Below are 24,418 nucleotides of genomic sequence, written 5' to 3' on the forward strand. Positions count from 1 at the left end.
TCTCCTCGTGTTCAACCGGTCAGAAGACCCAGATAGATGTGGCAGGCCCGCGCGAGCTTGCGATGCGGGTCCGGGTAGTGGCGAAGCAGGGGCCGCGCGATGAAGGCGGGTAGGATGAGGCTCTGCAACTGCTCAAGCGCTCGCACCAGGTGCATGGCCGCGTCGAGATCCCCCTCCACCAGCAGCCGGTTTTCGCAAAAGGCCTGGTTGATGCCGAGGCGAAAACTGAGGGCGCGAAAGGCGACGGCGGGGTGCTTGAAGCGCACCCGCAGGGGGTGGGGGCCGTCATGGGCACAGGTCGAATGCGCCCTGCCAGCCTCCTCACCGCAGTGCCAGCGCCCCGCGAACTTGTAGAGACTCAGCCCCCGGGTCATGCCGTTTACCTCCAGCCTGATGGTGAGGCCGTCCGGCAGGGGGGCAAGCTCGCGGCGCACCGCCTCGTCGACCCGGGCGGCGCGGCACAGAGTGCGGCCGATGATCCAGAGCAGGCTGCCAATCCAGAGGCGTCTGCCGGTGGCAAGCAGGGCGTCAGGGCGCATGGGAACCTCCGCTGATGGCGGACCAGAAGAGGGTGAAGGCGTTCTCCTGCCAGTGGGGGTCTTCTCCCAGTTCAGGCTGATCGACAAAGAGGGAGGCGCAGGCCAGAAACTGGCCCTGGCACACCTCCAGCATCAAGGCAGGCGGGGCCGACATCAGCTCGCCACTGGCCTGGCCCCGGGCGAGCAGGCTCGGCAGAAAATGCAGGGTCTCAGCCAGGATCTGGCTGCGCAGGGGGCGGGCCAGCAGGGGGGAGTGGAAAAAGCCCAGCACGAACCTGAGCTCACGGGGGTGGGCCTGCATCCAGCCCATGGCCTGGTGCCAGTAGTGGCGGGCCTGCTCCTGGAGCGGCAGGGCGGCATCGGCCTCGGTGATGGCGGCGCCAAGGCGCAGCTTGATGTCCTGGTAGAGGCTCTGGATCAGCACCTCCTTGCTGGGAAAGTGATGAAACAGGGTGCCATTGGCCACCCCGGCCGCCTTGGCGATGCGGGCGGTGGCGGCGCCCTGCAGGCCATCCTCCGCGCACAGGGCCAGGGCGGCATCCAGGATCTGGCGGCGTTTGTCGGTCATGGTTTCTCGCATCTCGCCTCCTAACGCAGGAACAGGGCCATCATCAGCCGCTGGTACCAGCGCCGATAGGGGGGGTGAATGAGGGAACCTGTGCTGAAGCGCCCGCGGCGCAGCACGGTTTTCGCCTTGGAGAAGGTGAGAAACCCCTCGCGGCCGTGATAGTGGCCCATGCCGGAGGGGCCGATGCCGCCGAAGGGGGCATCGTCCGCCGCCACCTGGAACAGACTCTCGTTGATGGCCATGCCCCCGGCGTGGGTCTCCCGGATGAGGCGGCGCTGCAGCGTCTCGTCCAGGCTCATCAGATAGAGCGCCAGGGGGCGGGGCCGGGCCGCCACATAGGCCAGGGCCTCCTCGATGTCGTCATAGGGCACCAGGGGCAGCAGGGGGCCGAAGATCTCCTGCTGCATCACCTGGCAGTGGCCGGGCACCTCGGTCAGCAGGTGGGGCACCAGCTTGCGGGTGGCGTCATCCCGGGCGGGCGTGACGCAGGGGTGGATCTGGGCGCCGGCCTGCCTCGCCTCTTCCAGCCAGGCGGTGAGCCGCTCGTACTGGGGAGCGTTGATGATGGCGCCATAATCCGGGCTCTCGAGCCCCTGAGGGTAGAGGCGGCGAAAATGGGCCTGATAGGCCTCGATGAAGGCCTGCTCCTGCCCCCTCGGCAGCAGCACGTAGTCGGGGGCCACGCAGATCTGGCCGGCGTTGAGGCTCTTGCCGAAGATCATCCGCTCCACCGCCAGGGCCAGGGGCATGTCGGGGGCGATGAGACAGGGGCTCTTGCCGCCGAGCTCCAGGGTGAGGGGGGTGAGCTGGGGGGCGGCCGCGGCCATCACCAGCCGACCCACCGCCGTGGAGCCGGTGAAGATGAGATGGTCGAAGGGGAGGGCGCTGAAGGCGGCCGCGATCTCCGCATCCCCCTCGATGACCACCACCTCGTCACCGCCGAGGGCCTCATCGAGCAGGGAGCGCAGCACGGCGTTGGTGTGAGGGGTGAACTCGGAGAGCTTGATCATGGCGCGGTTGCCGGCGGCGAGGGCGCCGATGAGGGGCCCGAGGCTCAGCATCACCGGGAAATTCCAGGGCACCATGATGCCGACCACGCCGAGGGGCTGATAGTGCACCTCGACACTGGCGGGGGCCAGCAGCAGACCGGGATGACGGCGCTCCGGTTTCATCCACCCCTTGAGCCGTTTCTGGGTGTAGTTGATCTGCATGACGCAGGGGAGCACATCGGCGATCAGGCTGTCGTAGTCGCTGCGCTGGCCGTAGTCCCGGGCCAGGGCCTGACACAGTGCCTGCTTGTGGCGCAGCAGCCCCTGCTTGAGGGCATCAAGTCTGGCGCGGCGGGACGCCAGATCCGGCATGGGGGTGGCCTGGCTGGCCTGCCTGAGCCGATGCAGTTGCTCGGGGAGGGAGAACTTGTCCGGTGAGGCGGGGGTGACGGTGGTGTCCATGGCATGCTCCGCACAAAAAGTGACCGACTGATTAGTCGGTCCAAATCTAGCGATTCGTTGCCGACTTGTAAACCGGGCGAGGGCAGAGGGTGGCTACCAGTGGGCAACGTTGCCCGGAACTGTGTCCGGGCTCCCATTTTTGAGGCATCCGGATTGGTCTTCTATCCAATAAGGGGTAATTGTGAGTCACCAACTCGGAGGGAGAACCGCACATGACCAGGGAATTGCATAGCCTGCTGGCCCGGCTGGATGACGTGATCGCGCGCATGCCGGACAGTTTCAACACCTATGAGTTTGCCCAGAAGCTGGCGCTGCAACATCAGCAGGAGTATTTCGCCGCGGGCCACTCCCTGGCGGGCCAGGAGAAGAACCTGCTGCGCCTGCTCCACGAGAAGATTGCCCTGGCGCTGGCGAGCCATGAGGACGTCATCGAGGGGGCCCTGCTGCCCTGCATGACCCCCTGGGGAGAGCGCGCCACCTCGCCCCGCTGGCACCGCAAGCACTGACCCGGCAACAACATGAAAAGGCCCCGAGGGGCCTTTTCATGTTTGGGGTCGCACCTACTGGACCAGCCTGCGGGCCTGCCAGTAGCGGCTGTTCCAGTAGACGTTGTCGAGGCGCGAGCGGATCACGCCTTTGCTGGTGGAGGCGTGGATGAACTCACCTGCCCCGGTGTAGACCCCGACGTGGTACTGCTGCCAGCCGGTCTTGAAGAAGACCAGGTCCCCGTGCTGGAGACGGTATCTGTCCACCGGGCGGCCGAGGCTCGCCTGGGATTCCGTGGTGCGGGGCAGGGTGAAGCCCAGCACCTGGCTGTAGGCGAGCTGGGTGAAGGCGGAGCAGTCGAGACCGGCGCGGCTGGTACCGCCCATGCGATAGGGCACGCCGCGCCACTGCTGATAGAAGTTGTCGAATGCGCCGCTCTGGCGCACGGGAGGGGGAGGCTCCGGCGAACTGGAGCAGGCGGCGAGAAGCAGGGCCAGCAGGGGCAGCAGCAAGGTGCGAAACATCTCAACTCCTTGATAGGGCACGGGGTTCATCATAGACGATGATCCTGCCTGGAACCTGAATGACAACGGCATTGAGGAGTGGCCGCCTGTGGGGGCAGCCACTGGATCACCCCGCCGGTTTGGGGGTAATGAGCGGCGTCAGCAGCTCGGCAATCTTGTAGAAGGTCTGTACCCGGGTGGTGCTGGGGCGCCACACCAGGCCTATCTCCCGATAGGGTTTCTCCCCGGGCAGGGGAATGGCCACCAGGTCCGTGTTGTCGAGGATGCCCGCATCTATGGCCATCTGGGGCAGGAAGGTGGTGCCAAGACCGGCCCCCACCATCTGCACCAGGGTGTGCAGGCTGGTGGCGGCGAAGGGGTTGATCTTGCTCTTGTCCCGCAGCCGGCAGGCGCTCACCGCGTGCTCCGTCAGGCAGTGCTCCCGCTCCAGCAGGAAGATGCTCTGGTTGGGCAGCTCCTTGTAGTCGAACGGCATGTGCAGGCCCGCCGCCATGTGGGAGGGCATCACCATGTGGAAGGGATCCTGGCCGACGGTCTTGCTGTGGAAGCCGCCGATCTCCACCGGCAGCGCCAGGATCAGCAGATCGAGCTGCCCCTGCTCCAGCTGCTTGAGCAGATTGGTGGTGGTGTCTTCCCGCAGCAGCAGCTCCAGATCCGGATAGGCCTTGCCGCACACCTGCAGCAGCTTGCTCAGCAGGAAGGGGGCGATGGTGGGGATGCAGCCCAGGCGCACCGTGCCGTGCATGACGCCCCCCTGCTGCTGCCCCAGCTCCATCAGATCCCGGGCATCGGAGAGCAGGTTGCGCGCCCGCGCCACGATTTCCATGCCGACCGGCGTCATGATGAAGCTCTTGTGATCCCGCTCCACCAGTTGCAGGTTCATCATGTCCTCCAGGGTCTGGATCCCGGTACTCAGGGTCGACTGGCTGACATGGCAGGCCTTGGCGGCGCGGTTGAAATTCTTGTGCTCGTCCAGAGCGACCAGATACTGGAGCTGCTTCAGGCTGGGCCAACGTTGCATAGGAGAAACCCGATCGATGCTATCTATTTGATTTGATTAATCTACCATCGAGAAGCCCCGTTGTCGCCGACAAATCGGTGCCCCCTGGCAGGCGCACTGCCTCACGCACATGGGGTGGCCTGCTCCGATGGGCTGGCCACCCCTCATTGGTCAGGAGCTTATCCCCTTGTGCCGCGCCATTGAAGGGGCGCCGCCATGGGATGTGACGGGGATCGGCCTTCGGGCGGGGCGCCCTGCGCGCAGGAGCGGCCATAAAAAAACGCGCCGGTGGGCGCGTTTTTGCAGAAGGGGGGCGGACTATTCGTCGAAGATACCGAAGTGATCCTTGGCGAAGTTGACCCGCTGCTCCACGTTCATCTTGACCTGACCCAGCTTCTCGATGGTCTTGAGGTTGGGCACCAGGCCGCGACCGTTTGCGATCTGGATGGCAAGGCCCGGACGGGCGTTGAGCTCCAGCAGCATGGGGCCGCGGAACTTGTCCAGCACCATGTCGGTCCCGATGTAGCCAAGACCGGACATCTCGTAGCAGGAGGCCGCCAGGTTGAGCAGGGTGTCCCAGTGGGGCACCTTCAGATCATAGAGATCCAGGCCGGTGTCCGGGTGGTGGCGCAGCGGGTTGCCAAACTGCACCGCCCGCAGGGCGCGGCCGGTGCGCAGGCACAGGCCCACCCCCACGGCGCCCTGGTGCAGGTTCGCCTTGCCATCGGAAGCCGAGGTCGAGAGGCGCATCATGGCCATCACCGGGAACCCCTTGAAGATGATCACCCGGGCATCGGGGACCCCTTCGAAGGAGTAGCCGTCGAACACGTCGTCGAAGTTGATGAGCCCTTCCACCAGCGCCACGTCGGGCTTGCCGCCGAGGGAATAGAGCCCTGCCAGGATGTTGGAGACATGGCGCTCCAGATCCTGGCCGTTGGCGGCGCTGCCGTTGGGCTTGTAGAAGAGGCCGTCCTCCTGGCGCAGGATCACCAGGATCCCCTTGCCGCCGGAGCCGCGGGCCGGCTTGATGCAGAAGCCCGGCCAGTCCTTCACCAGCTCGGTGATGCGAGTCACGTCGTGCTGCTCGCGGATGGTGCCGATGAGTTCAGGCACCGTCACCCCCGCATCCAGCGCGATGCGCTTGGTCTTGAGCTTGTCATCCACCAGCGGATAGAGGCGGCGCGGGTTGTAGCGGCTGATATAGGAGTGGTTGCGCTTGTTCATGCCGAGGATGCCTGCCTGGGACAGGCTCCACGGACTGGTGTATTTCTGCCAGAACCACATCTGTTACTTGTCCTTACCCGGGGTGGCACCAGACTTCATCTCGTCCACCAGCGGCTTGAAGCGCTTGAGCTCGCTCAGCTTGTAGCCGGTGTAGTTACCCATCAACAGCACGGTCGCCATCAGCACCAGCTGCAGGCCGAGGAAGTTGAAGGTGAGGTGACGAATGAGCTCGTTGTCCATGGCCAGGTAGGCGATGACCGCCACCAGCAGGGAGCCGCCGCCCTGGCGGAACACCTCTTTGGGACCCTCTTCTTCCCACAGGATGGACATGCGTTCGATGGTCCAGGAGAGGATGATCATCGGGAAGAAGGTGATCTTCATGCCGTCGGTCAGCCCCAGCTTGAAGGCGAACGCCGAGAAGATGCCGATCATCGAGATCACCATGATGATGATCGCCGATATTCGGGCGACCAGCAGCAGGTTCAGCCTCGAGAGGTAGGAGCGGATCACCAGGCCGGTGCCGACGATCAGCAGGAAGCCGATGAGGCCGGTGACCAGCGAGGTCTGGATGAAGGCGACCGCGATCAGCACCGGCATGAAGGTGCCGGAGGTCTTGATCCCCACGATGACCCGCAGGAACACCACCATCAGCACGCCGATGGGGATGAGCAGCAGACCCTTGAACAGGGCTTGTTCTTCCAGGGGCAGGCTGTGGATGGAGAAGTTCATCATCTCGGATTTTTCGAACTTCTGGGCCAGGGCCACGTTGACCGGTTGCTCCTGCTCGATCATCGAGAAGGTGACGCGGGAGTTGTGACCGCCGGTGACGTCCAGGAGGGCGCCGGAGTTGTACTCCCACAGCAGCAGGTTGGCCGGTTGACCCTGTTCACCGCTTTGCGGGTTGAACAGCTTGTAGTCGGTCGGGCTGTTGAAGACCTGCAGGTAATCCACCAGCTCCTGACGGCGACGGCCGTCTTCCAGGCTGAGGGCGTGAACCACCCGGGCCGGGACGTCCGCGTTGTTGAGCAGCTCGGCAATCAGATTGGCGCGGCTCTTGTGGGACTTGAGCAGCTCGGCGTTCTGTTCCTGCTTCTCGATCTCCTTGATGATCTCGCGGGTCAGGGTGTAGCCGTCGGCGGAGCGCTCCTGGGCGCGCTCCAGGATCTGCTTCATGGCCGTGGCGTAGGGCTCGCTCTCGATCTGCTTCTCGATGGCGGGCGGCTGCGGGTTGGCGGCGGGCTTGGCATGGGCATCGGCCATCATGTCGACCCGGTAGTAGAGCTCCTGACGGCCGGAGGCGGTGCGGATGGACCACTCGGCGCGGGCATCCCCGTCTTTTTCCACGAACGACAGGCCATAGCCCGGGCTCGCGGCGTTCTCGTTCATCAGGGTGAAGCCGGGCTGGGTGCCCGGAATGGCCAGGGAGGCGATCACCGGCTCGCCGGTGGCCTCGAATTCGAGCTTGGCTTCGATGGACCAGATCTGGCGCTTTTCACCCGGCGTGAGCGGGACGTCCAGCGCAATGTGATGATAGAAGGTCATCCCCAGGCCGACGATGTAGAGCAGGGCGACCAGCAGATAGAACGGCTTACGGGAAACCATGGATTATTTCACATCCTTGAGCTTGGGTTTGGGTTGGATATATTCGCGGGCCACGTCGACCACGGCGATGTCTTTGAGGAATTCACGGCCCAGCAGCACGGGGAAGGTCATGTCGCTGCGGTCCTTCAGGGTAAATTCGGCCTTCTCGGTCATGTCGCCGATGCGCACGGCAAGGCGGACCACGGGGCGACGGTCGAGATCGTCGGCGGAAGCCTGACGGACCCGCACGTGACGCACCAGGGGGGCTTCAATCTGGATCTTGTCGTCCATCTCCTGGTGGCTCAGGAAGAAGCGCACCCAGTTCTTGCCGTTGCGCTCGAAGATGGTGATCTCCTGGGCGCTGATGGAGGAGGTGGTGGCGCCGGTGTCGACCCGGGCCTGGAAGGCGTCGTTGGCGGCGTCAACCCAGATCCACTCCGCTTCACCCACCAGCAGCTTGCCATCGACGGTGTGGCCCTGGCTCGGCGCCGGGCACTTCTCGGTGGGAATGGGCATGGCCTTGGGCGGCTCGGGAGGCAGGGTAGCCAGCTTGCTGTCGACTTTCTTCACGGACTCTTTCATGTTGGTGACATCGGTGTTGAGCTGAACCAGCAGGTGCTGTTGCTGCACATACTGCTTCTGTTGCTGTTCCATGGATGTTTGCAGACGTTGCTCGCTCAACGAGATCTCGTTGCGCAGCTCGGCCAGCGTCAGGGTCGGGGCCGGGGGGGCTTTTTCCATACTGACACACCCGCCGAGACTGAGCAGGGAGAGCAGGGTCATTCCTTTTAATTTGCTTTTCATGTCATTCATTTAACTGTGCTTCCTGGAATTGGGTCAGTGTAACTTCCACAGCCGCCATCGGCTAGTCTTTGGCCTTTCTGGCGATCAGTACGGCACGTTTGGGTGCCGGGTATCCTTCGACCGTGAGTGCAGGATTGTGTGGATCCAGATAGTCACTCAGGGACTCGTTAATCATCCAGTCGGTACGACGCTGTTCGTCGGTGCTGGTCATATTCTCGTCGACGATGCGCACATCGGTGAACCCGCAGCGCTCGACCCAGCGTGTGAGGGCCGCGCTCGAGGGGAGGAACCAGACGTTGCGCATCTTGCCGTAGCGATCGGAGGGCATCAGCACCTGGTTTTCGTCGCCGTCCACCACCAGGGTCTCGAGCACCAGCTCCCCATCGTCTTTGAGCTGGTTGCGCAACTGCTCGATGTGCTCGATGGGGGACTTGCGATGATAGAGCACCCCCATGGAGAAGACGGTGTCAAAGGCCCGCAGATCCGGCAGCTCCTGGATACCGAGGGGCAGCAGGTGGGCGCGCTGGTCGTTGTCCATGAAGTGGCGAATGGCTTCGAACTGGCAGAGGAACAGCGGGCTCGGGTCGATGCCGACCGCCAGTTTCGCCCCTTCCCCCACCATGCGCCAGAGGTGGTAGCCGCTGCCGCAGCCCACGTCCAGCACGTAGCGGCCCTGGAGCGGGCTGATGTGGGGCAGCACCCGATCCCACTTCCAGTCGGAGCGCCACTCGGTGTCGATGTGGATGCCGTGCACATGGAAGGGGCCCTTGCGCCAGGGCATGAGCTGGCGCAGCAGGCTCTCGGTCTTCTTGCGCTCACCCTCTCCCAGGCTATCGGGGCTGCCGATGGCGACCCGCTCTTTGAGCTCGATCCGGCCGGGGGCCACGACGGGCAGCTTGGCGAGGGCGCGGTTCCAGCGCGGCAGATCCCCGTGCAGGTTGTCGTGCTGCCAGGCGTGCAGCTGGGCGGGCAGGGTGTGCAGCCAGTGGCTCAACCGGTTCTTGGCGATCAGTTGATAAAAATGGGCGAAATCGATCATGGCTTAGTTGGTGTCGCTGGCTTTGATGGCAATCATGGAGCCGAAGTTGAAGCACTGGAACCAGAGGTCCAGGTGGGTGAAGCCGGCGTCCCGCAGGCGCGCCTGATGGACCGCCAGGGTGTCGGTGCGCATCACGTTCTCAAGGGCGGTGCGCTTCTGGCTGATTTCCAGCTCGCTGTAGCCGTTGGCCCGCTTGAAGTCGAGGTGCAAGTCGATGAGCAGCTCGTTGACCTGCTCGTCATCGAAGCGGAACTTCTCGCTCAGGATGAGGATGCCGCCGGGGCGCAGGCCGTCAAAGATGCGCGCGATGAGGGCGGCCCGCTTCTCGGGGGCGACGAACTGCAGGGTGAAGTTGAGCACCACCACGGAGGCGTTCTCGATGGGGATGTCGCAGATGTCCGCCTCGATGAGCGCCACCGGTACCTCGGACTTGAAGCCCGAGAGGTGAGCGCGGGCCCGCTCGATCATGGGGTGGGAGAGATCCACCGCCGTGATCTGGCAGCCGGGCTGGGTGACGTGGCGGCGCATGGCCTGGGTCGCGGCGCCGAGGGAGCAGCCGAGATCGTAGAGGCGGCTCTGGGGCTGGGCGTAGCGGGCGGCCATCATGCCGATGGCGGAGATGATGTTGCTGTAACCGGGCACCGAGCGCTGGATCATGTCGGGGAAGACGTCGACGACCTGCTCGTCAAAGCAGAAGTCTCCCAGACGGGCGATGGGGGCGGCAAAAATCTGATCGTGCATGCTGACGCAACCTGACAGCCGGTGTGGTGGGCGGCTGTTTTATTCAATTGAATCTTGGGTGGACGGGCATCGAAATGGCGTCGTCACCGGTTGACGAACGGGGTGGCTTGCTCCGGGATCCTTCGGGCTGCCCCTGTTCGCAACGGGCCATGGTCCGGGCCCTCAGGGTGCCGGGCTGGGGTGGGCAACGCATTGCCATGCACCCAGGCCCGGGACCTTACTTGGGGCGCTAGTGTAGAGGAAAGGCGGGCGTTTGTCTTGACGCCAACCCCGGTGGGACCACAAAAAAAGCGGCTTTTTTTGGGGACGGAGAAGGGGCGGGGAGGGGGCCGCTCAAAAGGGCAGCACCCCCTGGCGGGCGCGATCGTTTTCTCCTGGCCAGGGGGCCATCTCCTGGCCGAGCAGGCGGCTGATCTGCCGTGCGAGTTCGGGGGCCCGGGCATTGTCGGCGGTGTGGACAAAGAGGTAGAGATCCTTGCCCTCCTGGAGCCATTGTTTCCAATGTGGCAACCATGGTGGCAAAAATGGGTGATTGTCCTCGATTTGAGGCAAACCAATCAGGCGCACCACCGGGGCACCCCCCGTGGCCAGCAGATGGACCGGCAACCTGGGTTTCTTGCCCTGGGCATCGATCATGGCGGCCGTGGTGGCGGGCACCGAGAAGAGCGGGCGGCTGTCGAGCATGATGCGATTGATGCCCCGCGCCATCAGCATCCGGTTGAGGGCCCGTTCCGCCTCCCCCTTGGCGAAGAAATCGGGGTGGCGCACCTCGAGGGCATAGGTGAAATCCTGGGGCAGCCGCGCGAAGAAGGCATCCAGACGGGCCAGCCCCTCTGGACCGAAGCGGGCGGGCAGTTGCAGCTTGAGCAGCCCCAGCTTGTCATGCAGGGGGGCCAGCAGGCGGATGAAGGCCGTCACCTGTTTGTCCGCGCTCACCAGATCGCTCTGGTGGCTGATCTCCTTGGGAAACTTGAAGCTGAAGCGAAAGTGGTCGGGGACCGCATCGGCCCAGCGCTGCACCGTCTCCGGGGTCGGCGAGGCGTAGAAGGTGGTGTTGCCCTCCACGGAGTTGAACACCCGGGCATAGTCGGCGAGGTGCTCGGCGGGCCTGGCATTCATCCCCAGCAACTGGCCGGGCCAGGCCGGGTGTGACCACTGGGGCAGGCCCAAATAGAGGCTCATGATGGTTCCTGTCGGCAGGTTGGCGCACTTTTGCCCTCCTTTTTGCGCCAGAACAACAAAAAACAGGGTAAAGGGGGCTGCGGGCCATTTTACCCAAATGGAGGTTTTCCTCTATAATGCCAACCCTTTTGTTTGCCACATTGTCGTAATGCGCGCGACCGAGCCCCCGGGTGACGATGATCGCGGCCCGGCAGTGGCCAGACAACGACGCCAGCCGATACCCCGGCGCCCACTCGTCATCCCGGTCGGGAGCGGGGGCATGCCTGGGACGGCGGCAAGAATCCGGCTCGGGGAGCCGGATGACCCGAGACAGATTTCAAACCGGGCAAGAAGCAGGATCTGGCCAGCTGTGAGACAGACGGTGCTTGCCAGTCGTGCCCGGCGACCCAGGATGAACCGTCTCTCTACCATTTCGAAGGAAGAAGTCCATGCGCTCTATCTATTGCGGACAGGTCAATGAGGCCCATGCCGGGCAGACCATTACATTGTGCGGTTGGGTCCATCGTCGTCGTGATCTCGGCGGCCTCATCTTTATCGACATGCGCGACCGCGAGGGCATCGTGCAGGTGTTCTTCGATCCGGACAAGCCGGACGCCTTTGCCCTGGCCTCCGAGCTGCGCGGCGAGTTCTGCATCCAGGTGACCGGCGTGGTGCGTACCCGCCCCGACTCCCAGCGCAACAGCGACATGGCCACCGGTGCCATCGAGGTGTTCGCCCACGAGCTCACCATCATCAACCGTGCCGAGCCGCTGCCCCTTGACTTCAACCAGGTCAACAGCGAAGAGGTGAGCCTCAAGTACCGCTACCTGGATCTGCGTCGCCCCGAGATGGCCAAGTACCTGAAGACCCGTGCCAAGGCCAGTGCCTTCGTGCGCCGCTTCATGGACGAGCACGGCTTCCTCGACATCGAGACCCCGATGCTGACCAAGGCGACCCCGGAAGGGGCCCGTGACTACCTGGTGCCGAGCCGCGTACACAAGGGCAAGTTCTACGCCCTGCCGCAGTCCCCCCAGCTGTTCAAGCAGTTGCTGATGATGTCCGGCTTCGACCGCTACTACCAGATCGTCAAGTGCTTCCGCGACGAAGACCTGCGTGCCGACCGCCAGCCGGAATTCACCCAGATCGACGTGGAGACCTCCTTCATGACCGCGCCCCAGGTGCGTGAAATCATGGAAGAGATGATCCGCAAGCTCTGGCTGCACATCCTGAACGTGGACCTGGGTGACTTCCCCATCATGACCTTCGACGAGGCCATGCGCCGCTTCGGCTCCGACAAGCCGGACCTGCGTTTGCCCATGGAGCTGGTCGATGTGGCAGATCTCTTGACCGAGGTGGAGTTCGCCGTGTTCGCAGGCCCCGCCAAGGATCCGAAAGGCCGCGTCGCAGCCCTGAAAGTCCAGGGCGGCGCGGAGCTGTCCCGCAAGCAGATCGACGAGTACACCAAGTTCGTCGGCATCTACGGTGCCAAGGGCCTGGCCTGGATGAAGGTCAACGACGCCGGGAGCGGCCTCGAAGGGGTGCAGTCCCCGGTGGCCAAGTTCCTCTCTGACGCCATCGTGCGCGAGATCCTGGCCCGCACCGGCGCGATGGATGGCGACATCATCTTCTTCGGCGCCGATTCCAAGAAGGTGGTGTGCGATGCCATGGGCGCCCTGCGCCTGAAAGTGGGCCGCGATCTGGGCCTGGTGGAGAACGTCTGGAAGCCCCTGTGGGTCATCGACTTCCCCATGTTCGAAGAAGACGGCGAAGGCGGTCTGGCGGCCATGCACCACCCCTTCACCGCGCCGAGCAACCTGGGCCCGAGCGAGCTCAAGGCCAACCCCCTGGGTGCCTACGCGAACGCCTACGACATGGTGATCAACGGCTACGAAGTGGGTGGCGGCTCCGTTCGTATCCACAACAGCGAGATGCAGGCCACCGTGTTCGACATCCTGGGGATCACCCCGGACGAGCAGCGCCTGAAGTTCGGCTTCCTGCTGGATGCCCTGAAATACGGCACCCCGCCCCACGCCGGCCTGGCGTTTGGTCTGGATCGCCTCAGCATGCTGCTGACCGGCACCGACAACATTCGGGATGTCATCGCCTTCCCGAAAACCACGGCGGCCGCCTGTCTGATGACAGACGCCCCGAGCTTTGCCAACCCGGCCCAACTGGGCGAGCTGGCGATTGCGACCACCGTCAAGGGTGACGAATAAGCCGTTATCGGCAACAAAGGCCGCAGCGATGCGGCCTTTCCCGTTTCCCCCTGGGCGCAACCAGTGTTACTGAAATTTCCAACTATAACGGAGAGTCCCTATGGCAGGTCACAGTAAATGGGCCAACATCAAACACCGCAAGGCGGCGCAAGACGCCAAGCGCGGCAAGATCTTCACCAAGCTGATCCGCGAAATCACCACCTCCGCGCGTCTGGGTGATGCCGATCCTGCCAACAACCCCCGCCTGCGTGCGGCGGTGGCGGCAGCCCTGACCAGCAACATGACCCGCGACACCATCAACCGCGCCATCGCCCGTGGGGCCGGCGGCGGTGACGGCGAGCAGCTCGAGACCATCGTGTACGAAGGGTACGGCCCGGCCGGTTCCGCCGTCATGGTGGAGTGCCTGACCGACAACCGCAACCGTACCGTGGCCGAAGTGCGCCACGCCTTCAGCAAGTGCGGCGGCAACCTGGGGACCGACGGCTCCGTGGCCTATCTGTTCACCAAGAAGGGGGTGCTGACCTTCGTGGGCGCCGATGAAGACGCCCTGATGGACGCTGCGCTGGAAGCCGGTGCCGACGACGTGGTGACCGAAGAAGATGGCACCATCGAGGTCTACACCACCCCGAACGACTTCGGCACCGTGCTGGACGGTCTGGAAGCTGCTGGCTTCAAGCCCGAGAGCGCCGAAGTGACCATGATCCCCTCCACCGAGGCGGAACTGGATGCCGAGACCGCGCCCAAGCTGATGCGCCTCATCGACATGCTGGAAGATCTGGACGACGTGCAGGAGGTGTACCACAACGGCTCCATCTCCGACGAGATCGCCGCGACCCTGTAATTGCCTCTCGGGAACGCCGTGAGACCCAGGGCAAGGGGAGGGCGACCACAACGATCCTCTTCCCTAGCTCCGATGAGATTGCCGCGACCCTGTGATCCCTCAGGGCAAAGGGGAGGGCGACCACAACGGTCCTCTTCCCCGGCTCCGACGAGATTGCCGCGACCCTGTAATTGCCTCTCGCGACCCTGTTCAGGTTCGCGAACACACAGGTGCGACACCTTATTCACCTTCGCAAAAACGGCAGCCCGGGCTGCCGTTTTTTTATGTGCCAGACCGCGCACCTCCCCTTGTGGTTCGATTTCCTCTCTTAATGTTCGCTTAAGTTTGCCGTCCTAGGATGACCCCGTATCTGGACCTCCCTGGCTCTTGTCCTGTTTTTCAGGGCCGAGTGTCGGGAGGGTCACCACGAAGCCTGCTGGCAGGTTGTTAGTTCCACTGGTTTGTCGGAGTCTCTCTATGCGTCTCACTCTGGGAGTGATGAAGGTCAATCTGTTGCTGGTGCTGCTGTTTGCACTGGTCTTCAACTGGCCCATTTTCCTGCACTTTTATCGCATCCTCACCGCCCTTGAACACGTCAAGGCGGGGTTTGTCCTCTCCATACCCCTGGTGCTGGTGGCGGCCCTCAACGCGGTGTTCCTGCCCTTTACCTTCCGTTATCTGCTCAAGCCCTTCTTCGCCTTGCTCATCATGACCGGCTCCCTCGTCAGCTACGCCATGCTCAAGTACGGGGTGATCTTCGACATGGGCATGATGCAGAACATCATCGAGACCAACAGCGGGGAGGCGGGCTCCTACCTCAACGGTTCCGTGGTGCTCTGGTTCCTGCTGACCGGCCTGCTGCCGGTGCTGGTGCTGCTGTGGGTGAAGATTGAGTATCCCCGTCCCTGGTACAAGGGACTGGGTCTGCGCCTCGGCTCCATCGCCCTCTCCTTGCTGTTTCTGGTGGGGGCTGCCGCCCTCTATTACCAGGATTACGCCTCGGTCGGGCGCAACAACAAGTCCCTCGGCAAGGAGATAGTGCCCGCCAACTATGTGCACGGGCTCTACAAGTACGCCCGGGATGTGGTCTTCGCCACTCCCATTCCCTACCAGCAGATCGGCACCGATGCCAGGGTGATCGGCCAGCATGAGAAGCCGACCCTGATGTTCCTGGTGGTGGGGGAGACGGCTCGCAGCCAGAACTACTCCCTCAACGGCTACAAGAAGGAGACCAACGGCTTCACCGAGAAGGAGGCCAATGTCGTCTCGTTCAGGAACGTGCGCTCCTGCGGCACCGCCACGGCGCTCTCCGTGCCCTGCATGTTCTCGAACATGACCCGGCGCGGCTATGACGAGGCCAGGGCCCAGTCCCAGGACGGCTTGCTGGACGTGCTGCAACATGCCGGGATCTCGGTGCTCTGGAAGGAGAACGACGGCGGCTGCAAGGGGGTGTGCAAAAACGTCCCCACCATCGAGATTGAGCCCAAGGCATTCCCCGCATACTGCTCCGGCAATGCCTGTCATGACGAGGTGCTGTTGCAGGGGCTGGATCAGCAGATCGCCGACATGCAGGGCAAGCAGGGCAGCAAGCTGGTGGCCTTCCACCTGATGGGCAGCCACGGCCCGACCTACTATCGCCGCTACCCGGCCGCCGATCGCGTCTTCCTGCCGGACTGCCCGCGCAGCGACATCGAGAACTGCAGCAACGAAGAGCTGGTGAACACCTATGACAACACCATCCGCTACACCGACAAGGTGCTGGCCCAGCTCATCGACAAGCTCAAGAGCCTGGAGAGCCAGTACAACGTGGGGCTGGTCTATCTGTCGGATCACGGCGAATCCCTCGGTGCCATGGGGCTCTATCTGCACGGTACCCCCTACAAGTTCGCACCGGACGATCAGACCCGGGTGCCGCTCCTGACCTGGTTCTCTCCCCAGTTGCAGGCGGACCGTCAGCTCAATCTGGATTGCCTGCAACAGGAGGCAGCCAGCAAGCGCTTCTCCCACGACAACCTGTTCCACTCCATGCTCGGCATCATGGACGTGCAGACCCAGGTCTATGACGGCAAGCTGGATCTGTTCAAGCCGTGCCGGGCGGGGTGAACTACGGCGTCCGATTACGCCGCTACGGGGCTAATCGAACCTACGCTCTGTTCAAACCTTGTAGAGCGAGGTAAACCTGCGAAAACAGACCATAAAAAAACGGCAGCCACTGGCTGCCGTTTTAGTGTCCGAAGGGGTAGGCCTTACTTCTGCTCCATGATGATCTGCAGCAGATCCCCTTCCAGCAGGGAGCGCTTGACCAGGGCGAAGCCGCCGATGGTGGGCTGGTTCTGGAAGCGCGCCTTCACGATGGGCAGGCCGCGATGGAAACTTGGCAGAGACTGGTGCTCGACACAGCGGCGGATGGCCGGGATCAGGATCTCTTCGGCGGCGGTGATTTCACCGGCGATGAGCACCTTCTGGGGGTTGAACAGGTTGACCGTGATGGCGATGGCGCGCCCCAGGTGCTCCCCCACGTTCTCGATCACGCTGCGGGCCAGCTCGTCACCGGCCACCGCCGCCTTGCACACCTCCTGGATGGTGATGTGCTTCTCTTGCAGCGAACTCAGGTGACCGCGGCTGATGAGCTCCTTCACCTTGTCGACGATGGCCTCGTTGGAGGCGATGGTCTCGAGGCAGCCGAAGTTGCCGCAGTGGCAGCGCTTGCCAAGGGGTTCGACCTGGATGTGGCCTATTTCACCGACGTTGCGGTTCTGGCCGAGAAACACCTTTCCCTTGGTGATGATGCCCGAGCCCGTCCCCTGGTGGACACTCACCAGGATGGAGTCCATGCAGTCGCGGGACTCGCCGAAGAAGTGTTCGGCCAGCGCCAGCGAACGGGTATCGTTGCCCACGTAGCAGGGGAGGTTGAAGTGGTGCTCCAGGAGCTTGGCGAGCCCCAGGTTGCGGATCTGGTAGGTGGGGGTGTAGATGACCATGCCGGATTCCGGGTTGACCAGACCCGGCATGGTCAGCGCGATGCTGATGAGGTTGCGGCTGCGATCCTGATTGGCGTCGATGAAGGCGCCAATCTCCCGCAGCAGCATGTCCACCACGGGTTGCTGCTCGATCTCGGTCACCTGGGTGATGTGCTGATCGAGCTCCTTGCCGTCGAGGTCATACAGGGAGAGCTGCAGGTAGCCGCGACCCAGCTTGGCGGACACAAACTGGAAGCGATGCTTGATGGTGGTCAGGGAGATGGCGCGGCGCCCGCCAGTGGAGGCTTGCGGCGAGGTTTCCCTGATGAGGCCGTGCTCGATCAGTTGCCGGGTTATCTTGGTCACGCTGGCCGGGGCCAGCTGACTCAACTCGGCAATTTTGACCCGCGAGATGGGCCCCTGCAGGTCAATGAGGCGATAGACGACTGCACTGTTTACCTGCTTGATAAGATCTACGTTTGCTATTTGTCCGCCAGTCATAGTGTCACTGTGTTGTGTAGTGTCCGTTAACCACGGTCCCGCAGACCGCGAAGGCCTGATCAAAGACGGTGAGGTTGGCAATTTTTCCGACCTGGATACTACCGAGACGCGAGTCCCATCCAATGGCGCGAGCGGGGTAAAGGGTGGCCATTCTCAGTGCTTCGTCGAGCGGCAATCCGACCTGTTTGACCAGATTTTCCACCCCTTCGATCATGGTGAGGGCGGAGCCGCCGAGTGTACCATTCTCATCGACGCACTGACCATCGCGGAAATAGACGGTTGCGCCGCAAAAATCAAATTTCTCAAAGCCTTCCGGTGCACCTGCCGCCGCGGTTGCATCGGTGACCAGCACCAGCCGCTCCCCCAGCATCCTGTGCGCCAGGCGCACGTTGGCCCAGTGTACGTGGTGGCCGTCGACGATGATGCCCGCATAGACATCCTTGCGATCGTAGATGGCGCCGACCACGCCGGGCTCGCGACCATTCAGGGTCGGAGTCATGGCGTTGTAGAGGTGGGTGGCAAAGCGCATGCCGTTGTCAAAGCCCGCCATGGCCTGGTCGTAGTTGGCGGCGGTGTGGCCGGCGGAGACCAGGATGCCGGCCTCCACCAGACGGCGGATGTGCTCGGGCTTGTTGCGCTCCGGCGCCAGGGTGATCTTGGCGATGGCGTCTGCGTTGTTGCAGAAGAAGTCGATCATCTCGTCGGCGGGTTGACGGATCTGTTCGGCCGGGTGGATCCCCTTGCGCTTGAGGTTGGTATAGGGCCCTTCCAGATGGACGCCAAGCACCTCGTTGGGGTGGGCGGCCATGTAGTCGCGGGTGACGGCGACGGCCTGCTTCATGTCCGCATCCGGGCTGGTGATCAGGGTCGGCAGGAAGCTGGTGGTCCCGGATTTCAGGTTGGCCACCTGCATGGTGGCCAGGGTGTCCGTGGTGATGTGACCGTTGAACATGACGCCACCGCAGCCGTTGAGCTGGACGTCGATGAAGCCGGCGCTGAGGTTGGCGCCCTGGAGGTCAATCTGCTCGATGCCGGCGGGCAGTTCTGCCTGGCGGGAGATGGCGACAATCTTGTCGCCATCGATGACCACGCCATAACCGGTCAGCACGCAGCTGCCGGTGTAGAGAGTGCAATTAGTCAGAGCGTACATGGGAGCTCCTCAGAGGTGCTTGATATTGTCGGCTTCCAGTTGCTGGAAGTAGCGCACCGTCTTGACCTTCAACTCCATGGTGGAAGGTTCGTCGCACACCACAATCCCTTTCGGATGCAGTTGCAGGGTGGAGATGGTCCACATGTGGTTGACGCTGCCCTCCACGGTGGCCTGCAGGGCCTGGGCCTTGGCGTGACCGACCACCAGGATCAGGATCTCTTCGGCGTCCATCAGGGTGCCGACACCCACGGTCAGGGCCAGCTTGGGCACCTGCTCCATGTCGCCGCCAAAGAAGCGGGAGTTGGCGATGCGGGTGTCTTCGGTCAGGGTCTTGACCCGGGTACGGGAAGCCAGGGAAGAGGCCGGTTCGTTGAAGGCGATGTGGCCGTCATTGCCGACGCCGCCCATGAACAGGTGGATCTTGCCGTAGGACTTGATCTTGTCTTCGTAACGCTGGCACTCGGCCACCAGATCCTCGGCGTTGCCATTGAGGATGTTGATGTTTTCCGGGCGAATGTCCACGTGATTGAAGAAGTTGTTGTGCATGAAGCTGTGGTAGCTCTCCGGGTGTTCCTTGGGCAGCCCCACGTACTCGTCCATGTTGAAGGTGACCACGTTCTGGAAGCTCACCTCGCCGGCTTTATGCAGCTCAATCAGGCGCTTGTAGGTGTTGAGCGGGGTGCCGCCAGTGGGCAGACCCAGCACGAAGGGGCGCTCGGCAGTGGGTTTGAACGCATTGATGCGGTCAACGATGTAACGGGCAGACCAGAGACCCACCTGGCTGGCAGACTTCAACGGGATCAGGCGCATTCTATATACCTCAGTACGGTTGCCGCACAGGGAGTGACGGCAAGGGACCAGACACGGATTCAAGTTGTTTTATAGCGTAAATAAAGATTGCGAACTAAGCCACATCTATCGGCTACCTTTATCTCTGTTGAGTGATAATGATCACGAAAGCTGGTTTATTAATTTGCGCAGCGAAATAAAACACATAGACTGCCAATCAAGCCTTGATGGCTTATGCGTCGAACGTGATAAGCACTTAATTTCTAGAAAAACACCAACTAAGGAGAGGAACCGTGAACATTCTCGGTTATTTGCAAAAGATCGGCCGTGCCCTGATGGTGCCGGTAGCGGTATTGCCTGCCGCCGCGATCCTGATGGGGATTGGCTACTGGATTGACCCGAACGGTTGGGGTGGCGGAAGCCCTCTGGCTGCGTTTCTGATCAAGGCGGGCGCCGCCATCATCGACAGTATGCCCATTCTGTTCGCCGTCGGCGTCGCTTACGGCATGTCCAAGGATAAAGACGGTTCCGCCGCGCTGGCCGGTCTGGTCGGCTTCCTGGTGGTCACCACCCTGCTGAGCCCGGGCGCCGTGGCCCAGATCAAGGGTATCCCGGCCGACCAGGTGCCGGCAGCCTTTGCCAAGATCAGCAACCAGTTCGTCGGCATCCTGTGTGGTGTCATCGCCGCCGAGCTCTACAACCGCTTCAGCAGCGTGGAGCTGCACAAGGCGCTGGCTTTCTTCTCCGGTCGTCGTCTGGTGCCGATCGTGACCTCCGTGGTGATGATCGTCGTCTCCTTCATCCTGATGGCCGTCTGGCCGGTCATCTACGGTGGCCTGGTGAGCTTCGGTGAATCCATCGTCAGCATGGGCTCCACCGGTGCCGGCATCTACGCCTTCTTCAACCGTCTGCTGATCCCGGTCGGTCTGCACCACGCCCTGAACTCCGTGTTCTGGTTCGACGTGGCCGGCATCAACGACATCCCGAACTTCCTGGGTGGCCAGTCCTCCATCGACGCCGGCAAGGCTGTCGTGGGCGTGACCGGCATGTACCAGGCCGGCTTCTTCCCCATCATGATGTTCGGTCTGCCGGGTGCCGCACTGGCCATCTACCACAGCGCGAAGAAAGAGAACAAAGAGAAGGTTGCGTCCATCATGATCGCTGCCGCCTTTGCCGCCTTCTTCACCGGGGTGACCGAGCCGCTCGAGTTCTCCTTCATGTTCGTGGCGCCGGTACTGTACGTCATCCACGCCCTGCTGACCGGTATCTCCGTGTTCATCGCAGCCTCCATGCACTGGATCGCCGGTTTCGGCTTCAGCGCCGGTCTGGTGGATATGGTGCTCTCCAGCCGCAACCCGCTGGCGACCCAGTGGTACATGCTGCTGGTACAGGGTCTGGTCTTCTTCGGCCTCTACTACGTGGTCTTCCGCGCAGTGATCGCCAAGTTCAACCTGAAAACCCCGGGTCGTGAAGATGACGAAGCCGTGCCGGTACAGGCTCAAACCACCGACCGCACCGAGCTGGCCAAGCAGTATCTGGAAGTGCTGGGTGGTCAGGAGAACCTGGTGACCATCGACGCCTGCATCACCCGTCTGCGTCTGACCCTGAAAGACCGCAGCATCGTTGACGAGCGCAAGCTCAAAGCCCTGGGCGCGGCCGGTGTGGTCAAGCTCGGTGAGCAGAACCTGCAGGTGATTCTGGGCCCATTGGCCGAGATCATCGCCGGTGAGATGAAAGCCCTGCGTTAATCGAGCGACTCGCTCACCTCAAGTCTAAGTCCATTGTTGACATAACTAAGGGCCCCGCCTCGGGGCCCCATATAAAAAAAGCCAAGAAAATCCAACCTTTACTTCAAATGAGAGCAGCAGTTATGAACTTGAAACATTCTCTGTTAGCCATTGCCATGTCTACCGTTTTCGCCGGTCCCGCACTTGCAGCCGATGCTGCCAGGCAAGCGGTGGTCGACGCCCTCGCCAGCAACCTCGTCGTCAAGTACGAAGTCGTCACCAATGACGGTGCCGGCGCCGGTCTTGACTGCCAGGCCCTGGGCTCCGAGTGGGCGAGCTGCGGCGTTGCCAAGCTGCACCTGACCAATACCGGTGCCGACGTCACCTCCAAGGACTGGAGCATCTATGTCTCCTCCATCCGCCGCATCCAGCGGGTGGACAACGACCAGTTCACCATCACCCACCTGACCGGCGACCTCTATCGTTTGACGCCGACCGAGAAGTTCCAGGGCTTTGCCAAGGACGCCACGGTCGAGGTGCCCCTGGTGGTGGAATACTGGGTATTGTTCGAATCTGACATCATGCCGAACTGGTATGTCGCCAGTGAAGGGGCCGAGCCGAAAGTGCTGGCCAGCATGAGCAACATCGACGATGCCAGCACCTACGAGAAGCCGATGCCTGCCGATGGCTGGAAGCGCACCAAGGATGACAACAACACCCTGATGAACAGCGAGACCCGTTTCGCCGCCAACCAGACCAGTACCCTGCTGCCTGCCGGCAAGATTGACGACCGCATCCTGCCAAGCCCGATGAAGCAGGTGGTCAAGGCCGGCCCGCAAGTCGACTTCTCCACCATCAAGCTCAATGCCCTTGACCTGCCGAGCGATCGCGCCGAGGCCCTGAAGGCGCAACTGACCAAGCTGGGTGTTACCCTCTCCGACACCGGCTACCCGGTCACCATCAAGCTCGGCAGCAAGCTCAAGCAGGCCGAAGGCTACGACATGACCATCGGCAAGAAGGGCACCGTCATTCAGGGGCACGACGTTGACGGCGCCTTCTGGGGCGCCCAGTCTCTGATCTCCCTGCTGGGGGTTGACGACAAGCTGGTGAGCCAGATGAGCGTCGAGGATGCGCCGCGCTTTGAATACCGCGGCATGCAGACCGACGTGGCCCGTCACTTCAGAAGCCCGGAGACCATGAAGAAGCTGGTGGATCAAATGTCCGCCATGAAGCTCAACGTGCTGCACCTGGGGCTGACCAACGATGAAGGCTGGCGTCTGGAGATCCCGGGCCTGCCGGAGCTGACCGACGTCGGCAGCCAGCGTTGCCACGACGAGTCCGAAACCAAGTGCCTGATGCCGCAGCTCGGCTCCGGCCCCACCAGCGACAACCAGGGCTCCGGTTTCTACAGCAAGGCGGACTACATCGACCTGGTACGCTATGCCAAGGCCCGCGGTGTGACCGTGATCCCCGAGATCAACATGCCGGCCCACGCCCGTGCCGCCGTGGTCTCCATGGAGGCGCGCTACAAGCGTCTGATGAGCGAGGGCAAAGAAACCGAAGCCAACCAGTTCCGTCTGACTGACCCGGCCGATACCTCCAACGTCACCTCGGTGCAGTTCTACGACAAGATGTCCTTCATCAACCCCTGCCAGCCGGGTGCCGCCACCTTCGTTGCCAAGGTGATGGACGAAGTGGCCCAGATGCACCAGGCCGCCGGCCAGCCGCTGACCGCCTGGCACTACGGTGGTGACGAGGCGAAGAACATCATGCAGGGCGGTGGTTACCAGGATCCGGCCGTCACCAAGAAAGAAGATCTGGTGGCCTGGAAGGGCAATGTCGACTCCAGCAAGCAGGACAAGCCGTTCGGCAAGTCCCCCATGTGCCAGAAGATGATCGACGATGGCAAGATCAAGGACGTGGCCGAGCTGCCGGTCTACTTTGCCAAGGAAGTGAGCGAGATGGTCAAGGGCCACGGCTTCTCCACCCTGCAGGCGTGGGAAGATGGCCTGAAGTACGCCACGGATGCCAGCGTATTCGCCACCGACAAGACTCGGGTCAACTTCTGGGAAACCCTCTACTGGGGTGGTTTCAACGAGGCGATGAAGTGGGCGCACAAGGGCTATGACGTGGTGCTCTCCAACCCGGATTACCTCTACTTCGACTTCCCGAACGAGGTACACCCTGCCGAGCGCGGCTACTACTGGGCAACCCGCTTCAACGACACCCGCAAGGTGTTCGCCTTCGCCCCGGAAAACCTGCCGCAGAACGCCGAGACCTCGGTTGACCGCGACGGCAACGCCTTCGTGGCCAAGGGTGACCAGGATCCGGTCAAGTTCAAGGGGATCTCCGGTCAGCAATGGAGTGAAACCGTGCGCACCGATGCCCAGTACGAATACATGGTCTATCCGCGCATCTTCTCCGTGGCCGAGCGCGCCTGGCACAAGGGCGGCTTCGAGCTCGATTACGTGAAGGGTCGCGAGTTCTCCGGCACCACCAAGCATGTCAACAAGGCCACCCTGAACAAGGAGTGGAACCAGTTTGCCAACGTGTTGGGTCAGCGCGTACTGCCGAAACTGGACCAGGCCGGGGTGGAATACCGCCTCTCCGTACCGGGCGCCAAGGTAGTGAACGGCGTGCTGGAAGCGAACGTGGATCTGCCGGGTCTGCCCATCCAGTACAGCCTGGATGGCAAGAGCTGGAGCGCCTACGACGCTGCCGCCAAGCCGACCGTGGATGGCAAGGTCTACCTGCGTACCACCAGCTTCGATGGCAAGCGTACCAGCCGCGTCACCGAGCTGAACTGATAGCTCTCAATCCATAACGCAAGGTGGGTCGCAAGACCCGCCTTTCCCAAGGTCGATGGCCATCGGGTTTGGGAAAGGTTGACTCTGCGTGTGAACCTTTGTTGTGTGTGTTTTGTCTGTTTTTCATCACTTGAGACCCCGCCCCGTGCGGGGCTTTTTTTAACCAGGATCTCTGCAATTTCTCCCGTTTCGCCGTTTTTGGTGCGCCAATGACCCGAATTGGCCAAATTCAGGTTGAGGCAGGGCGCGTAATGAGGGATCATACCCGGCTTGACGGCGGGGGTATGAGGGTGCCAGCCGGCACAACGTCCGCCAGTGACGCATTTTTGA

General features: G+C 62.5%; 20 protein-coding genes. 6 read left to right on the plus strand and 14 right to left on the minus strand.

The window, feature by feature from the left end; genetic code table 11:
• Nucleotides 1-11: 11 nt before the first annotated feature.
• The 3 genes from OKC41_RS15900 to OKC41_RS15910 are packed head-to-tail and all read right to left on the minus strand — an operon-like array spanning nt 12 to nt 2,558.
• Nucleotides 12-539 carry a hypothetical protein gene (locus OKC41_RS15900; RefSeq protein ID WP_041212703.1) on the minus strand — a complete coding sequence of 176 codons (528 nt, stop codon included), beginning with the start codon at nt 537-539 and terminating at the stop codon, nt 12-14.
• A complete protein-coding gene (locus tag OKC41_RS15905) occupies nt 529-1,119 on the minus strand; it encodes a TetR/AcrR family transcriptional regulator (protein ID WP_109112487.1) in 591 nt (196 codons plus the stop codon). Before OKC41_RS15905 ends, OKC41_RS15900 begins: the two co-directional genes overlap by 11 nt.
• Nucleotides 1,120-1,127: 8 nt before the next feature.
• Complete coding sequence (locus OKC41_RS15910) at nt 1,128-2,558, minus strand: coniferyl aldehyde dehydrogenase (RefSeq protein WP_201894898.1); 1,431 nt, start codon at nt 2,556-2,558, stop codon at nt 1,128-1,130.
• Nucleotides 2,559-2,770: 212 nt separating this feature from the next.
• Here OKC41_RS15910 and OKC41_RS15915 point away from each other — a divergent pair, with 212 nt between their 5' ends.
• Nucleotides 2,771-3,064, plus strand: coding sequence for a hypothetical protein (locus tag OKC41_RS15915; protein ID WP_041212706.1), 294 nt, complete (start codon nt 2,771-2,773; stop codon nt 3,062-3,064).
• Nucleotides 3,065-3,118: 54 nt separating this feature from the next.
• On the opposite strand, the gene OKC41_RS15920 is transcribed toward OKC41_RS15915, so the two are convergent.
• From OKC41_RS15920 to OKC41_RS15955, 8 genes are all read right to left on the minus strand, one after another.
• The gene (locus OKC41_RS15920; RefSeq protein ID WP_201894897.1) at nt 3,119-3,568 is read right to left on the minus strand and encodes a C40 family peptidase; all 450 of its coding nucleotides are present in this window, start codon (nt 3,566-3,568) and stop codon (nt 3,119-3,121) included.
• A 106-nt stretch (nt 3,569-3,674) separates the two neighbouring features.
• Nucleotides 3,675-4,589, minus strand: a complete 915-nt coding sequence (locus tag OKC41_RS15925) for a hydrogen peroxide-inducible genes activator (RefSeq protein WP_010674086.1) — start codon at nt 4,587-4,589, stop codon at nt 3,675-3,677.
• Nucleotides 4,590-4,886: 297 nt separating this feature from the next.
• Nucleotides 4,887-5,852: an alpha-L-glutamate ligase-like protein gene (locus OKC41_RS15930; RefSeq protein WP_039039849.1), complete on the minus strand. Its 966-nt coding sequence runs from the start codon at nt 5,850-5,852 to the stop codon at nt 4,887-4,889.
• Between the two features lie 3 nt (nt 5,853-5,855).
• Nucleotides 5,856-7,394: an inactive transglutaminase family protein gene (locus OKC41_RS15935; protein ID WP_010674088.1), complete on the minus strand. Its 1,539-nt coding sequence runs from the start codon at nt 7,392-7,394 to the stop codon at nt 5,856-5,858.
• A gap of 3 nt (nt 7,395-7,397) precedes the next feature.
• Nucleotides 7,398-8,156 (minus strand): ATP-dependent zinc protease, encoded by a 759-nt coding sequence (locus OKC41_RS15940; RefSeq protein ID WP_010674089.1) that lies wholly within the window; start codon nt 8,154-8,156, stop codon nt 7,398-7,400.
• Between the two features lie 82 nt (nt 8,157-8,238).
• Nucleotides 8,239-9,216 (minus strand): tRNA 5-methoxyuridine(34)/uridine 5-oxyacetic acid(34) synthase CmoB, encoded by a 978-nt coding sequence (cmoB, locus tag OKC41_RS15945; RefSeq protein WP_201894896.1) that lies wholly within the window; start codon nt 9,214-9,216, stop codon nt 8,239-8,241.
• Between the two features lie 3 nt (nt 9,217-9,219).
• Nucleotides 9,220-9,957 carry a carboxy-S-adenosyl-L-methionine synthase CmoA gene (gene cmoA / locus OKC41_RS15950; protein ID WP_128345594.1) on the minus strand — a complete coding sequence of 246 codons (738 nt, stop codon included), beginning with the start codon at nt 9,955-9,957 and terminating at the stop codon, nt 9,220-9,222.
• A 333-nt stretch (nt 9,958-10,290) separates the two neighbouring features.
• Nucleotides 10,291-11,139, minus strand: a complete 849-nt coding sequence (locus tag OKC41_RS15955; RefSeq protein ID WP_010674092.1) for a DUF72 domain-containing protein — start codon at nt 11,137-11,139, stop codon at nt 10,291-10,293.
• Between the two features lie 428 nt (nt 11,140-11,567).
• Between OKC41_RS15955 and aspS the strand changes: the two genes are divergently transcribed.
• From aspS to OKC41_RS15970, 3 genes are all read left to right on the plus strand, one after another.
• The gene (gene aspS, locus OKC41_RS15960; RefSeq protein WP_201894895.1) at nt 11,568-13,334 is read left to right on the plus strand and encodes an aspartate--tRNA ligase; all 1,767 of its coding nucleotides are present in this window, start codon (nt 11,568-11,570) and stop codon (nt 13,332-13,334) included.
• Between the two features lie 100 nt (nt 13,335-13,434).
• The gene (locus OKC41_RS15965; RefSeq protein WP_010674094.1) at nt 13,435-14,175 is read left to right on the plus strand and encodes a YebC/PmpR family DNA-binding transcriptional regulator; all 741 of its coding nucleotides are present in this window, start codon (nt 13,435-13,437) and stop codon (nt 14,173-14,175) included.
• A gap of 456 nt (nt 14,176-14,631) precedes the next feature.
• Complete coding sequence (locus tag OKC41_RS15970; protein ID WP_201894894.1) at nt 14,632-16,257, plus strand: phosphoethanolamine transferase; 1,626 nt, start codon at nt 14,632-14,634, stop codon at nt 16,255-16,257.
• Between the two features lie 143 nt (nt 16,258-16,400).
• Here the strand turns inward: OKC41_RS15970 and OKC41_RS15975 are convergent, their stop codons facing one another.
• Genes OKC41_RS15975 through nagB form a run of 3 tightly spaced genes read right to left on the minus strand, consistent with a single transcriptional unit; the run spans nt 16,401 to nt 19,575 of the window.
• Nucleotides 16,401-17,615 carry an ROK family protein gene (locus OKC41_RS15975; protein WP_010674096.1) on the minus strand — a complete coding sequence of 405 codons (1,215 nt, stop codon included), beginning with the start codon at nt 17,613-17,615 and terminating at the stop codon, nt 16,401-16,403.
• A gap of 4 nt (nt 17,616-17,619) precedes the next feature.
• Nucleotides 17,620-18,765 carry an N-acetylglucosamine-6-phosphate deacetylase gene (gene nagA / locus OKC41_RS15980; protein WP_201894893.1) on the minus strand — a complete coding sequence of 382 codons (1,146 nt, stop codon included), beginning with the start codon at nt 18,763-18,765 and terminating at the stop codon, nt 17,620-17,622.
• A gap of 9 nt (nt 18,766-18,774) precedes the next feature.
• Nucleotides 18,775-19,575 carry a glucosamine-6-phosphate deaminase gene (nagB, locus tag OKC41_RS15985; RefSeq protein WP_010674098.1) on the minus strand — a complete coding sequence of 267 codons (801 nt, stop codon included), beginning with the start codon at nt 19,573-19,575 and terminating at the stop codon, nt 18,775-18,777.
• Nucleotides 19,576-19,847: 272 nt separating this feature from the next.
• Here nagB and nagE point away from each other — a divergent pair, with 272 nt between their 5' ends.
• Complete coding sequence (nagE, locus tag OKC41_RS15990) at nt 19,848-21,302, plus strand: N-acetylglucosamine-specific PTS transporter subunit IIBC (RefSeq protein ID WP_039039841.1); 1,455 nt, start codon at nt 19,848-19,850, stop codon at nt 21,300-21,302.
• Nucleotides 21,303-21,424: 122 nt separating this feature from the next.
• Nucleotides 21,425-24,088, plus strand: coding sequence for a beta-N-acetylhexosaminidase (locus OKC41_RS15995; RefSeq protein WP_201894892.1), 2,664 nt, complete (start codon nt 21,425-21,427; stop codon nt 24,086-24,088).
• Nucleotides 24,089-24,418: the final 330 nt, after the last annotated feature.

Origin of the sequence: Aeromonas sp. QDB17 (genome assembly GCF_027705305.1) — a bacterium.
Classification (GTDB): domain Bacteria; phylum Pseudomonadota; class Gammaproteobacteria; order Enterobacterales; family Aeromonadaceae; genus Aeromonas; species Aeromonas caviae.

Bases quoted from the DNA above. Each gene is read 5' to 3' on its own strand.
- OKC41_RS15900 (WP_041212703.1), bottom strand. From the start codon at position 539: ATGCGCCCTGACGCCCTGCTTGCCACCGGCAGACGCCTCTGGATTGGC.
- OKC41_RS15905 (WP_109112487.1), bottom strand. From the start codon at position 1,119: ATGCGAGAAACCATGACCGACAAACGCCGCCAGATCCTGGATGCCGCC.
- OKC41_RS15910 (WP_201894898.1), bottom strand. From the start codon at position 2,558: ATGGACACCACCGTCACCCCCGCCTCACCGGACAAGTTCTCCCTCCCC.
- OKC41_RS15915 (WP_041212706.1), top strand. From the start codon at position 2,771: ATGACCAGGGAATTGCATAGCCTGCTGGCCCGGCTGGATGACGTGATC.
- OKC41_RS15920 (WP_201894897.1), bottom strand. From the start codon at position 3,568: ATGTTTCGCACCTTGCTGCTGCCCCTGCTGGCCCTGCTTCTCGCCGCC.
- OKC41_RS15925 (WP_010674086.1), bottom strand. From the start codon at position 4,589: ATGCAACGTTGGCCCAGCCTGAAGCAGCTCCAGTATCTGGTCGCTCTG.
- OKC41_RS15930 (WP_039039849.1), bottom strand. From the start codon at position 5,852: ATGTGGTTCTGGCAGAAATACACCAGTCCGTGGAGCCTGTCCCAGGCA.
- OKC41_RS15935 (WP_010674088.1), bottom strand. From the start codon at position 7,394: ATGGTTTCCCGTAAGCCGTTCTATCTGCTGGTCGCCCTGCTCTACATC.
- OKC41_RS15940 (WP_010674089.1), bottom strand. From the start codon at position 8,156: ATGACCCTGCTCTCCCTGCTCAGTCTCGGCGGGTGTGTCAGTATGGAA.
- cmoB (WP_201894896.1), bottom strand. From the start codon at position 9,216: ATGATCGATTTCGCCCATTTTTATCAACTGATCGCCAAGAACCGGTTG.
- cmoA (WP_128345594.1), bottom strand. From the start codon at position 9,957: ATGCACGATCAGATTTTTGCCGCCCCCATCGCCCGTCTGGGAGACTTC.
- OKC41_RS15955 (WP_010674092.1), bottom strand. From the start codon at position 11,139: ATGAGCCTCTATTTGGGCCTGCCCCAGTGGTCACACCCGGCCTGGCCC.
- aspS (WP_201894895.1), top strand. From the start codon at position 11,568: ATGCGCTCTATCTATTGCGGACAGGTCAATGAGGCCCATGCCGGGCAG.
- OKC41_RS15965 (WP_010674094.1), top strand. From the start codon at position 13,435: ATGGCAGGTCACAGTAAATGGGCCAACATCAAACACCGCAAGGCGGCG.
- OKC41_RS15970 (WP_201894894.1), top strand. From the start codon at position 14,632: ATGCGTCTCACTCTGGGAGTGATGAAGGTCAATCTGTTGCTGGTGCTG.
- OKC41_RS15975 (WP_010674096.1), bottom strand. From the start codon at position 17,615: ATGACTGGCGGACAAATAGCAAACGTAGATCTTATCAAGCAGGTAAAC.
- nagA (WP_201894893.1), bottom strand. From the start codon at position 18,765: ATGTACGCTCTGACTAATTGCACTCTCTACACCGGCAGCTGCGTGCTG.
- nagB (WP_010674098.1), bottom strand. From the start codon at position 19,575: ATGCGCCTGATCCCGTTGAAGTCTGCCAGCCAGGTGGGTCTCTGGTCT.
- OKC41_RS15995 (WP_201894892.1), top strand. From the start codon at position 21,425: ATGAACTTGAAACATTCTCTGTTAGCCATTGCCATGTCTACCGTTTTC.